Annotated in this window: 12 protein-coding genes; 8 read left to right on the top strand and 4 right to left on the bottom strand. The window is 62.0% G+C overall.

The genetic code is table 11. The features are described from left to right. Positions 1-10 precede the first annotated feature (10 nt). Positions 11-1,249, top strand: a complete 1,239-nt coding sequence (hutI, locus tag ACZ5OO_RS07140) for an imidazolonepropionase (RefSeq protein WP_052296723.1) — start codon at positions 11-13, stop codon at positions 1,247-1,249. Here hutI and ACZ5OO_RS07135 read toward each other — a convergent pair. From ACZ5OO_RS07135 to ACZ5OO_RS07120, 4 genes are all read right to left on the bottom strand, one after another. Continuing rightward, positions 1,235-2,728 carry an amidohydrolase gene (locus ACZ5OO_RS07135; protein ID WP_464078112.1) on the bottom strand — a complete coding sequence of 498 codons (1,494 nt, stop codon included), beginning with the start codon at positions 2,726-2,728 and terminating at the stop codon, positions 1,235-1,237. The genes hutI and ACZ5OO_RS07135 overlap by 15 nt on opposite strands. 4 nt (positions 2,729-2,732) lie before the next feature. Then, positions 2,733-3,857 carry a glycine cleavage system aminomethyltransferase GcvT gene (gene gcvT / locus ACZ5OO_RS07130; RefSeq protein WP_464078111.1) on the bottom strand — a complete coding sequence of 375 codons (1,125 nt, stop codon included), beginning with the start codon at positions 3,855-3,857 and terminating at the stop codon, positions 2,733-2,735. Between the two features lie 51 nt (positions 3,858-3,908). Next, positions 3,909-4,862, bottom strand: coding sequence for an aldo/keto reductase (locus ACZ5OO_RS07125; RefSeq protein WP_464078110.1), 954 nt, complete (start codon positions 4,860-4,862; stop codon positions 3,909-3,911). A 63-nt stretch (positions 4,863-4,925) separates the two neighbouring features. Further along, positions 4,926-5,768: a fumarylacetoacetate hydrolase family protein gene (locus ACZ5OO_RS07120; protein WP_013266486.1), complete on the bottom strand. Its 843-nt coding sequence runs from the start codon at positions 5,766-5,768 to the stop codon at positions 4,926-4,928. Positions 5,769-5,906: 138 nt separating this feature from the next. Here ACZ5OO_RS07120 and ACZ5OO_RS07115 point away from each other — a divergent pair, with 138 nt between their 5' ends. The 7 genes from ACZ5OO_RS07115 (at position 5,907) to ACZ5OO_RS07085 (ending at position 12,035) form a co-directional block, all read left to right on the top strand. Next, positions 5,907-6,185 (top strand): U6 snRNA-associated Sm-like protein LSm6, encoded by a 279-nt coding sequence (locus ACZ5OO_RS07115; RefSeq protein WP_013266485.1) that lies wholly within the window; start codon positions 5,907-5,909, stop codon positions 6,183-6,185. Between the two features lie 62 nt (positions 6,186-6,247). Further along, positions 6,248-7,399, top strand: coding sequence for an inositol-3-phosphate synthase (locus ACZ5OO_RS07110; protein WP_013266484.1), 1,152 nt, complete (start codon positions 6,248-6,250; stop codon positions 7,397-7,399). Between the two features lie 104 nt (positions 7,400-7,503). Then, positions 7,504-8,340 carry a sulfite exporter TauE/SafE family protein gene (locus tag ACZ5OO_RS07105; RefSeq protein WP_464078109.1) on the top strand — a complete coding sequence of 279 codons (837 nt, stop codon included), beginning with the start codon at positions 7,504-7,506 and terminating at the stop codon, positions 8,338-8,340. A 39-nt stretch (positions 8,341-8,379) separates the two neighbouring features. Continuing rightward, complete coding sequence (locus ACZ5OO_RS07100; protein ID WP_464078108.1) at positions 8,380-9,141, top strand: SDR family NAD(P)-dependent oxidoreductase; 762 nt, start codon at positions 8,380-8,382, stop codon at positions 9,139-9,141. 83 nt (positions 9,142-9,224) lie between these two features. After that, the gene (locus tag ACZ5OO_RS07095) at positions 9,225-10,067 is read left to right on the top strand and encodes a lysylphosphatidylglycerol synthase domain-containing protein (protein ID WP_464078107.1); all 843 of its coding nucleotides are present in this window, start codon (positions 9,225-9,227) and stop codon (positions 10,065-10,067) included. After that, entirely contained in the window at positions 10,055-11,350 is a 1,296-nt protein-coding gene (locus ACZ5OO_RS07090) for a glycosyltransferase family 4 protein (RefSeq protein WP_013266480.1), read from the top strand. The genes ACZ5OO_RS07095 and ACZ5OO_RS07090 overlap by 13 nt, the downstream gene beginning before the upstream one ends. Beyond that, entirely contained in the window at positions 11,277-12,035 is a 759-nt protein-coding gene (locus tag ACZ5OO_RS07085; protein WP_464078106.1) for a polysaccharide deacetylase family protein, read from the top strand. The genes ACZ5OO_RS07090 and ACZ5OO_RS07085 overlap by 74 nt, the downstream gene beginning before the upstream one ends. Positions 12,036-12,037: the final 2 nt, after the last annotated feature.

Here is a 12,037-nt window from a genome sequence, read left to right as displayed (position 1 = left end):
GGTGGCGCCCTTGCCCGAGGCCGACCTAATTATATATAATGCTAACGTTGTCCTCTTTGAGTTCAGGCCCGTCACTAGGGCCTCCCAAGTGAAGGTCCTGGCAGGGGGCGAGGTGGCGGTTAAGGGCAACTACATAGCTAAGGTAGGCCAGCGAGGCGAGGTTAGGGGAACCTACAGGGCAGGGCTTGAGCTTAACGCAGGTGGAAGGCTCCTCTCGCCAGGACTTGTCGACATGCACACCCACGCGGTCTTCGCCGGCAGCAGGGACGACGAGCTTGAGGCTAAGCTGAGCGGCGTCAGCTACTCAGAGATCCTCAGGAGAGGAGGAGGCATATACAGGACCGTCAGGGCCACGAGGTCGGCCAGCGACGAGGAGCTCAGGGACCTGCTAGTCAAGAGGCTCAGGCTGATGCTTCACCTGGGGACCACGACGGCTGAGGTCAAGAGCGGCTACAGCCTCGACCACGAGGGCGAGCTCAGGCTGCTTAGGGTTGCGAGGGAGGCGTCTAGCACTGCAAAGGTCGACGTGGTTCCAACCCTGCTTGCCCACGTGCCGCCCGAGGAGGCCAGGGAGGGGAGGGCCAGGGAGGAGTACGTTAAGGGCTTTGCCAACGACCTAGTTAGGAGGGCGGCAGGGTTAGCTAACTTTGTGGACGTCTTCTGCGATGAAGGTGCCTTCACGCCTGACGAGTCAAGGCTTATACTCACGTCAGCCAGGGCTGTAGGCCTAGGAGCAAGGGCTCACGCGGACCAGCTGGCCAGGATAGGCTGCGCCGAGGCCGTGGCCCAGGCGGGCCCCGCCTCGGTTGACCACCTGGAGGTCTCGGACGAGAGGTCCGTGAAGGCGATAGCCGCCTCAAGATCCACGGCTGGCCTCCTGCCGGCAAGCCTCATGGCTACCATGGGCTCCTCGAGGCCTCCGGTGCCCCTGCTGAGGGCGTACGGCGTGCCCATGGCACTGGGCAGCGACCTCAGCGCGAACAGCGTCATGCCGTCGATGCAGACAGCTATTGACCTTGCAATTTACCTCTACGGCCTGACGCAGGCTGAGGCCCTGGCCGCCGCCACGGTTAACGCCGCGCTCTCGCTGGGGCTGAGCGACAGGGGGTCCGTGGAGGCCGGGAAGCTGGCTGACCTGGTGGTGTGGGACCTTGAGAGGGTCAGCGAGCTTGGGTATGACTGGGGCAGGGACAGGGCACTGGTTGTTATCAGGCGCGGCTCCGCGGTCAAGGACTTACTGAACCCCTGAGCCCCCAAGGTAAGTGGCCAGCGTCCTCAGCTTGCCCAGCTCCCCGGGCTCGACCTCCAGGGGGTCCCCTGAGGCTATAATGAGATCTGCCATCTTGCCTACCTCAAGGCTGCCCACGTCCCTGTCCATGAGGACCTCGGCGGAGCCCCTGGTGTAGGCGTCTAGGGCCTCAGCCACGCTCAGCCTCTCCCCCACGCCCTCAACGCCGTTCACGGCGGCCGAGAGCGTCGTCCACGGGTCGGCGGGCTCCACTGGGGCGTCAGTGGAGAGCCCCACCACGGCGCCCGCTGAAATCATGGACTTGAACCTGTAGGCCCACCTGACCCTCTGGCCCAGCCTCTTGTGTATCCACGGCAAGTCGTCAACCTCAAACATGGGCTGCACCGCCACCCGGAGGCCCGAGAGAGCCGGGAGCTGGTCGTCCCTCACGAGTGAGGCGTGCTCCACCCTCAGCCACCCGCGCAGGCCCTCGGAGCCCCTTAGGACCACGTCGAGGGCCGCGTCACCTATGGCGTGCACAGCCACCTGCAGCCTAAGCCTTGAGGCCCTGGCCAGCAGGGACCTGAGCTCCTCGGGGCTGAGCAGCGGCCTCCCCCTGTTCCCAGGGTCGTCCGAGTAGGGCTCGCTCAGGTAAGCCGTCCTGGCGCCGAGGGAGCCGTCGGCGAACGCCTTGAGCCCCATCACCCTGACCAGGTCGTTTCCGAAGCCGCCAGCCACGCCAAGGGACTCAAGGAGGCCAACGCTGTCAGCGTCAAGGTAGAGTCTGAGCCTGAGGGGCAGGGGCTGCGAGGTCAGGCCGGCCATGAGCTTAAGCGGCACGTTCATGAAGCCTACGGTGGTCACCCCCTGCAGGGCCAGCCTCCTGGCCTCCTCGGCGACGTAAGTCATGTACTCCTCAGGCGGCGGCTCGAGCTGCCTGAGCGCCCTTATCACGGCCCCCTCCCTGACCAGGCCGCTTGGCCTGCCGTCCGGGCCTATGTCTATGTAGTCCTCGAGACCCCTCAGGTCAACCCTTCTCATGGCCGAGGAGCTCAGCACGGCGGCGTGGCCGCAGACCCTTATCAACATCACGGGCCTGTCGCCCGCTACGTCGTCTATGTCGGCCGAGGTGGGAGGCCTCCTCTCCCTAAGCCTTGACTCGTCCCAGCCCCTGCCCAGCACAGCTGTGACGTTGGGGTGCCTCTCGAGGAACTCCTTGACCCTGCGCCTCAGCTCGTCCAGGCTGTCAACTCCCCTGAGGTCGACGCCGCTGTCCTGTATTGCCAGGCCGCTGAGGTGCATGTGGGCGTCTATGAAGCCCGGCAGCCCCACGCCCCTGTCTATGTCCACCTCCTCGCACTCAAGCTCCCTGCAGGCCCTCTCAACCCTGCCCCGGTCGCCCTCCAGCATCACCCTGCCGTTCACGGCCAGCAGGGAGTCGACTGCCCTGGGCGGCCTGAAGGAGACATATATCCTGCCGTAGAAGGCCGTGGCCCTCAAGGGGCTACCTCCTTATCAGCGGGAAGTCAACTATCTTGGCCTCCCCTGACCTGCCCCTCTCGTCCACTATAGTTACGGTCTCCCCGAAGACTGCGTACCTCACGTCAAGGTAGCCCTGCCCGACGCCCCTCTGCAGCACGGGGCTGAAGGTGCCGCTCGTCACCCAGCCGACCTCGACGTCGTCAACCATCACCTTGTAGCCGTTCCTCGGTATGAACCTGGCGGAGGACTTCTTCATCTCAAACCCGACCCTGACCCACCTCAGCCCCTCCCTCCTGCACGCCCTGAGCGCCTCCTCACCTATGAAGCCCCTCTTGCCCCAGTCTATGGCCCCCAGGCCATACCTTAGGCTCAGGGCGCAGGGGAACTTGAGGGGGTCCTCGCCGTACTCGTTGCCTCCGAGCACGAAGCCCATCTCTATCCTGAGGGTGTCCCTCGCCGCGATGCCCACCGGCTTAGCCCCCAGCTCAAGGGCCTTCCTGTATATCCTCTCGGCGTCGCCTGGGGCGGCCCACACCTCGAAGCCGTCCTCGCCGGTCCAGCCGCTCCTGCTCACGAGGAAGGCCATGGCGTCGCCCAGGCCAACGTTGAGGAGGAACTGAAGGGGCTTCAGGGAGCCCGCCTCCTTGAGGCCCATCCTCTCCATTACCTCGGGGCTCCTCGGGCCCTGTATGGCCAGCATGGCATACGTCGAGGTCAGGTCCTCGAGGCTCACCTTAAGCCCCCTGGAGGACGCCGCCTGCTGCAGGTGCGACTTCATCCTCTCGGTGACGGCCGCGTTCGGCACGGCAAGCCACTCGTTGTCAGAGACCCTGTACCACATCTCGTCGTCAATCACCCTGGCCAGCTCCGTGAGGGCGAGTGTGGGGCCGCTCATGAAGCCCTCCTTAGTCGCGGAGACCTTCTTGGTAAACACGATCTCAAGGAGCTCCGCTGCGTCGGGGCCCGTGAGCCTCAGCCTCCCCATGTGGCTTATGTCAAATATGCCCACGTCGGTCCTGACGGCCATGTGCTCCTCCATGGTTGAGGTGTAAACCATGGGGACGCTCCAGCCGGCGAACTCGCCGAAGGACGCCCCTAGGCCTTCATGAAGGGAGGAGAGCTGAACCGTCCTGAGGGCCAAGCTCACACCTGCGGGCCAAGGGCCTGGGAAGAATAAAAAGTGGCGAGGGCTTCCCACTCATAGTATGTCAACGTATGATATCCTGAGCCTCTTGCTCGCCTCGTCCAGGCGCCTCCAGTCCTCATACGAGAGGGCCCAGCCCGTGGCCCCGGCGTTCTCCTCGACCTGCTCAGGCGACTTGGCCCCGGGTATCGGGAGCACGGCGCTGCTGGCCCTGAGCAGGAAGTTGAGGGCCACCTGTGACAGAGTCTTGTCATACTTCTTTGCAACCTCCTTTAGCTCCTCAACGAGCTGGAGTATCTGCGAGTAGTTCTCGGGCCTGAACAGCGGGTTGTTCCTCCTGACGTCATTGAACTTAGTTATGTCCTCAAGCGTGTACTTACCCAGTATGGCGGCCTGGGCCAGCGGGCTCCAGGCGAGCACGGTCATGCTGTTAGCCTCGGCATACGGTATGTGCTGCTGCTCCGCCTGCCTCTCAACTATGTTGTACCTCAGCTCCAGCACCTCCACGTCGTGCCTGCTCAGGCAGTACCTGAACTCCTCTATCAGCGCCACAGGGTAGTTGCTCAGCCCTATGTACCTGACCTTGCCCATCTCTATTAGCCTCTCAAAGGCCCTGGCGTACTCGCACGTGGGTATGTTGTGCCACGCCGGCGGCCAGTGGGCCTCAAGGGCGTCTATGAAGCTGGTCTGGAGCCTCCTCAGGCTCCCGTCGACCGCCCTGAATACGTCGTCATAGCTTAGGAAGTGGCCAGGTATCTTAGTTACTATGAAGACCTCGCTCCTCGGGACCCCAAGCTCCCTTATGGCGTCCCCTATGAACTTCTCGCTCATGCCATTGCCGTACACCATGGCCGTGTCTATCAAGTTCATGCCAAGCTCCAGGGCCTTGGCTATTGCAGCCTTTGCCTTCTGGTAGTCCGTGACCCCCCAGGCGTCGCTGAACTGCCAGGCTCCAAGCCCTATCCTGGGCACCTTCTCCTTGGTTGACCCGAACTCCGTGTACTCCAAACAGGGCACCCCTCCTGAACGAAGAACTAGGAGTTTTAAATTGAAGCTTTTACTTGAAGGAAGCTATGAGCTCCTTGGCCCCGGGGGCCTGGCCACGACGTTAACCAGGGGGTCGAGGCCCCTGACCACTATTTCAACCCTGTCGCCGTCCTTAAGGTACCTCCCCCTCGGGTGTCCAACGCCCGGCGGGGTCCCAGTGAATATCAGGTCCCCGGGGTAGAGCTTCATGTACTTCGAGAGCTCAACCACTATATCGGCAAAGTCGTATGTCATCTCATCGGCGCAGCCGTGCTGGACCCTCTCGCCATTTATATAGGTCTCCACGCACGAGCCCTGCAGCTCGGAGTAGTCCTCGAGGACCTTGACGTAGGGCCCCGTCGGCGAGAAAGTGTCCAGGCTCTTTGAGAGGCACCAGGGGAGCCTCTCGTCGTACTGGAGCTCCCTGGCGGTCACGTCGTTCCCAGCCATGTAGCCGAGTATGGCCTCCTGGGCCTCCCTCCTGCCAGCGTGCTTCACCGCCCTGCCAATTACTATCACCACCTCGCCCTCGTAGTCCGGCTTCTGTATGAACTCAGGCACCTCAATGCTGTGGAGGTGCCCCGTCAGGGCGCTTGGGGCCTTCATGAAGAACACAGGCCTCTCCACGGACCCCATCTCCCTGGCGTGGGCCGCGTAGTTCTTGCCTATGCCAATTATCTTTGAGGGCTGGGGCACCGGGGGCTCAAGCGGCCTGTCGAGCCCCTGGACGGGCTCCCCCCTCTCCAGCTTCCCCACGAGCTTAACCGGGTCCCTGAAGAACTCCGCCGGGTCCACCTGTGAGCCGTTGAGCAGAGCCAGGTAGACCTGGCCCCCCTCGACCAGCGCCAGCCGAGGGGCTCCCCCTACAAGCACGGAGGCAAGCCTCAAGGCAAGTCACGGGACACCAAGACCTCGGGAAGTTTAAAAGCGGTTGCAGGCCACGCAGGACGCCGCTCGAGGCTTAGGAGGGTTAATTTTATAAGATGAGGTGACAGGCTCTACGCGGAAAACCAGGGTGCTTGAGTCGTGGCCGCGAGCCAAGAGAAGAGGGTCGTCAACCCGCTGAGGTACCTGAGGGATGCGGTTGACAGCCAGATATACGTTAAGCTGAAGGACGGCACCGAGTACGTGGGCCAGCTCTTAGTCACTGACTCAACTATGAACCTAGTGCTTGACAACTCCGTGGAGGTCAAGGACGGGAAGCAGATAGTCGCCAGGCTGGGCAAGATACTGATAAGGGGGAGCATGGTACAGTATGTCAGCTTCAACCCGGAGCTGGCGGCCCCCGACGTGGTCTCCAAGTGAGACTTTCAGAAAGTGAAAGGCGTAAATATCCCTAGGTGAACAGCTTGGAAGGGCGCGGACATGTGATAAGGACTGTGCTAATAGGCGCCGGCAGCGGCGCCTCATACTTCCTCGCTGGCCTTGAGAAGCTGAAGGCAAGGGAGATACAGCCCGTGGGCATACCCCTCGTGAACTACATGAAGGCCCACAGGCCGGAGGACATAGACGTCGTCGCAGTGTATGACGTTGACAACTCAAAGGTTGGCAGGGACATGTACTCAATAGCTTCTAAGCTCTCGCCGTTCAGCTCGGTGCCCAGGACCCTGAAGGACATAGTTGTGAGCAGGGGCCTCCACTGCGGCAGCCTCAGGGGGCTTGATGTAGATGCCTCAGGCCTTGAGGACGCGCTGGGCAGCCCCCAGCAGGCCCTGGAGGAGTTCATCTCTGAGCTCGTGAAGCTTAAGCCTGACGTCATCGTTAACGTGATAACCACGGAGCCCATGAGGTTCGTCGAGAGCGAGGGCGAGTTCGTCAAGTTGGCCTCCACGTGCTCGGCGGGGGCAACGCTGGCGTACGCCTACGCCGCGAGCGAGTACTCGCTGAGGACAGGGAACCCCGTGGCCTTCATCAACCTGACGCCCCCCGCCGCCGCCAACAGCCCAGGCGTCGTGAGCCGCTTCGAGAGGGCTGGGGCCCTGGTCTTAGGTGATGACGCCGCCACAGGCGCGACGCCGCTGACCGCCGACCTGCTCGAGCACATGGCTGAGAGGGGCCGCAGGGTGCTGTCGGTGGCGCAGTTCAACATAGGCGGCAACACGGACTTCCTCAGCCTCACAGAGCCCGAGAGGAACCACTCCAAGGAGGTCACCAAGAGCAGCATGGTTGCCGACATACTCGGCTACGACGCACCCCACTACATAAGGCCCACGGGCTACCTCGAGCCGCTGGGCGACAGGAAGTTCGTCGCCATGCACATAGAGTACGAGTCCTTCGGGGGCTTCAGAGACGAGGTGATAGTCAACGCCAGGATAAACGACAAGTCGAACCTGGCCGGCCTCATGGCGTCGATCGTACCGGTAGCCAAGTCGCTGCTGGAGAGGGGGGTCCACGGGAGCTACGCCACTGTTAACAGGTTCTACATGAAGATGCCAGGGCCCCGGGGCACCAAGAACATAAGCAAGATAGTCGCCTACCAGGACCTGCTCAAGGAGCTCAAGAAGCTTGACATTATTTGAACGACAGCCCGGATATATTTAATTAAAAGATAAACACTTATAAAGCTTCTGTCTTACAGGTTAACTATACTGAAAACAAGTAAATAGCTGTGGGGCGTGGGAGTATGATACACGTAACGCTGCTGCAATACATACTCTCGGTGATCTCAGGCGTAGTGGTGGGGTTCTCGCTGGGCCTCATAGGTGGGGGAGGCTCCATACTCGCAGTCCCATTGCTGCTCTACTTCGTCGGCCTCAGCAGCATACCTAACGCGGCGCACATAGCCCTTGGAACGACAGACCTTGCAGTGGGCATGAACGCATACATAAACTCCTACATGCACCTCAAGAAGAGGAACGTCTCCCCTAAGGTTGGAGGCATATTCGCGGGCGTCGGAGTGGTCGGCGCCCTACTGGGCACCTACCTGGGGCACATAACGCCGGGCGGAAGGCTGCTGCTGTACTTCGCCATAGCAATGATAGTCCTCGGCGTCTACATAGGGTTCTTCAGGAACGCCGCCAAGGCCGGGACCCACGAGGAGGTAAGCAGGGTTGTTGAGGCCTACTCCAGGTGCCCCAGGCTGACCGCCAGGGTGGCCAGCCTCGTGGCCATATTCGGGTTCGTGGTTGGCCTGATAAGCGGCTACTTCGGCATAGGAGGGGGGTTCCTGATAGTGCCCGCCCTCATGTTCTCCTCAGGCCTCTGCATCACCAGGGCCATAGGCACCTCGCTGCTCAGCGTCGGAACCTTCGGCATGGCCGGCGGCCTTGAGTACGCTGTTTACGGCGACACCCTGTTCATAATCTCGCTGCTCTACGTGCTTGGCGGCATAGGAGGGGGCTTCCTGGGCACGTCGCTGGCCGTTAAGGCGCCTAAGAAGACGCTCCAGAGGGCATATGGAATAATAATAGTGCTGGTGGGCATCTACATGATATTCAAGGTCCTGCACCTGTCGCTCTGACCGCGCTTTATTTTCCAGGCATCGCGCTGAGCCGGCGAGGTGGTCGCCTTGGAGGAGAGGTATGTTGTCGTCACCGGCGGTGACAGGGGCATAGGCAGGGCCACCGTGCTCAGGTTCGCCAGGGCGGGCTTCAACGTAGTGTTCACCTACAGGAGCAGGCAGGACGCGGCGGAGCGCACGGCCTCAGACGCCAGGGCGCAGGGGGCCCGCAGCGTCCTCTACTACAGCGTTGACGTCTCCAGCTGGGAGTCCGTGTCCAAGTTCGCCCAGGAGCTCTCCGGCAGGGTGCCCTACGTTAACGTCCTCGTAAACAACGCTGGCATAATTGACTACAACGACTTCGAGGGTCTGACCCCAGAGAGGTGGAGGGAGGTGCTGGACGTGGACCTCACGGGGCCCTTCCTGGTCACAAAGGCACTCCTTGACCTGCTGAGAAGGGCCAGCTGGGCCTCCGTGGTTAACCTGGCAAGCATAGCTGGCCAGACTGGGAACGTGCTGGCCAGCGTGGCCTACTGCACTGCCAAGGGCGGCGTGATTGAGCTCACCAAGAGGCTCGCGGTGGAGCTGGCGAAGTACGGCATAAGGGTCAACGCGGTTGCGCCAAGCTTCGTGGAGACCGACATGGTGGCTGACATACTCAACGACCCAAGGAGAAGGCGGGAGGTGGAGCAGATGCACCCGCTGGGAAGGATAATAAAGCCCGAGGAGGTGGCCGAGGTCATCTACTTCCTGGCCGACCCAGCCCTCTCGCTCAACATAACCGGCCAGGTAATTGGAATCAACGGCGGCAGGTACACTTGAGGACTAAAAGGCGTCAGGTCCCCTGAGGCCAGCTTAGGCTTTAATCCTAGGACCCCCTGCTCAATGTACTTGAGGACAGCGCCTTGCTAGACCTCTCGCTGACGGCGCTACTCAGCGACCTTAAGGAGGTGGGCTACGCCGTCCTAGTGGGATCGCTGATAAACGTTGTTCTTACGCTGCTCTGGGCCCTGAGGTGGAGGGCCGGGCTAAAGTACCTGGGCGTCAGGGTCAGCTACCTTCAGTCGCTCGGCGCAATAGTGGCCAGCTTTCCCCTGGGCAACCTGCTCCCGGCGGGCAAGGCGGCCCAGGAGGCGTTCAGAATAGCATACCTTGACGTCAAGGAGGGCAAGAGGACGTCAGTTATGGCGGCGGCTGCCGTCGAGTGGGTCGCCGAGGGCCTAATAATTTCGTTTCTGCTGTTAGCTGTAATCATAAGGCACTACGCGATCGGCGCCGCGGCCCTCACCCTTGTAGCAGTGGCGGCAGGCCAGCCCCAGGGCATGACAGTTAGGTCAGCCGTCAGGGACCTGGTCAAGGCCTTCAGGCTCCTGTCCAGGGACCGAAGGCTTATGGCAACTTACCTGGCCGTGAGCTCTGCCATAATAGCCATAGACGTCATTAAGGTGTGGCTCGTGGCCCTCATGAGCGGCCTCTACCTTGCGCTCTTTGACCTTATATTGCTTTACGTCATCCTCAGGGTCACGTCCGCGGCGCCGACCCCGGCGGCCCTGGGCTTCCTTGACTTAGGGGTCATAGGTGCGCTGAAGTTCATGGGGTATCCCGTGGGGCTAGCTGTCCTGTTCCTGGTGTCCATCAGGCTTGTGGACACGGTGATGCCAAGCATAGCGGGCATTATTGTGCTTGTCGTGACCGGGAGCTACCGCGTGCTCAGGCAGGCCAGGGGCGCAGGGAGTTGGAGACGCTGAGAATTGCAATGGTCAGCGACTGGTTCCCTCCAAGAGTTGGAGGGGTCGAGACCAGCATAAGCGAGCTGTCCAAGGCCCTGGGCAGGCTGGGCCACGAGGTGATGGTTGTAACTCATGAGAACAGCTCCTACAGGGGCCCGCCGGGCCTCGTCAAGGGCGACGGCTACCTGGTCTACTGGATCGGGACCCGCCTCCTGGCCAAGGACGACGTCACCTATGACCCGCTTGTAATAGCGAAGGCGTCGCTCTTCGTCAAGAGGAACGCGGTCGACGTAGTTCACGCCCACGGCGTGACCTCAGTGCTGGGCCTCATGACCTCAATGATAGCCAGCGGGGGAACCGGCGTGCCGTCAGTGCTCACTAACCACTCGCTCCTCAGCGGCTCCCTGAAGGGCCTGGGCAGGCTGTCCCTCAAGTACGCGCTCAAGTGGCCCACCCTCCTGGTGGGCGTGTCAAGGGCCGCGGCCGAGGACGTCTCAAGGATCAGCGGGAGGCCGGCGGACGTAATACATAACTGCATAGACGTCGACTCATGGAGGGAGATGGCCACCTGGTCCCACCTTGACGGGGACCCGGCCATAGTTATAACGTCCAGGCTGTCGCCGAGGAAAAACCCCCTTGAGATAGCCAAGGTGGCATCCCTGGTGGCCAGGAAGCTCCCCAGGGCTAGGTTTTACGTGGTCGGCGACGGCATGCTCATGAGGGACCTCGTGGAGTCGCTCAGGGGCTTCGGGGTTGAGGACAGGGTGAAGGTCCTGGGGCTCATGCCCAGGGAGAGGGTAGCGCAGCTTCTCTCTGGGGCTGACGCCTTCGTCCTGACAAGCTACAGGGAGTCCTTCGGCATAGCCGTCCTTGAGGCCATGGCGCTCGGGGTGCCGCCGCTGGTCTACAGTAGCCCGGGCGTCCTAGACCTGGTTGAGGACGGCAGGAGCGGCATCATAGCTGATGGACCTGAGGCCATGGCGGATGCCATAGTAAGGGTTGCCAGCGACGAGGGCCTCAGGAGGGACCTTGCAAGGGGCGCCGAGGACAGGGCAAGGCTCTTCGACTGCAGTATAATAGCCAGGAGGTACGTTGAGGAGTACCGGAGGGCCGAGGAGGTTAAGTGCAGCGACGACAGGAGGTTCCTGGCCTACAGGCTCTACAGGGCCCTCACGGGGGACCCCGTTAAGGAGGGCGAGTGGTGCAGGGGGAGGAAGTGGGAGTACCATGAGAGGTCAGCCGATGGCATTGTTCCTGTCGTCAGACGTGGAGCAGGACGCCCCGCCGTACATGAACACTGAGAGGGGCATCGTCGAGGGCCTGCCCAGGCTGCTGGAGCTGCTGGACGAGCTTAAGGTGAGGGCCACGTTCTTCGTGGTTGGCAGGGTGGCCGAGAGGCACCCAAGGGCTGTCTACAACATAATTGAAAGGGGCCACGAGCTTGGAAGCCACGGCTACGCGCACGTAAGGCTTGACAGGGTCCCCCTCAGGGAGGCCGAGGACGACGTGAGGAGGTCGCTGAGGGTCCTCAGGGACTTCAGTGAGGTCAAGTCATTCAGGGCCCCCAACCTTAAGCTGCCCCGGCAGCTCCTGCCTGTCCTCAGGGAGGAGGGGGTCAGCGTTGACGCCAGCCTGGCCTCCTACAAGCCGCCCTTCCCGCGGGGCCTCACTGTTGAGGGCGGCGTGGTCAGGGTCCCGGCCACGGTGACGAGCAGCGTGCTGCGCGTGCCGTGGGCCCTCCAGAGGCCCCTGCTGGCCCTGATGCCCAGGGTTACCACGCTCTTCGTGCACCCCTGGGAGGTCTCAGGCGTGGTGCACTGGAGGCCCGACATATGGGTCGGCACGGGCCCAAGGCTCCTCGGGCTCCTGAGGAACGCGGTGAGCTACATGGTTAGGAGGGGCTACAGGCCCATGACTATGAGTGAGGCGCCCTCGCTCCTTGACAATATTAACTTCAGGGCGCTGGCTCAGCCGGGCGGCAGGTGAGA

The organism is Acidilobus aceticus (assembly GCF_055392325.1).
This window is presented reverse-complemented; position numbering and strand designations above follow the sequence as displayed.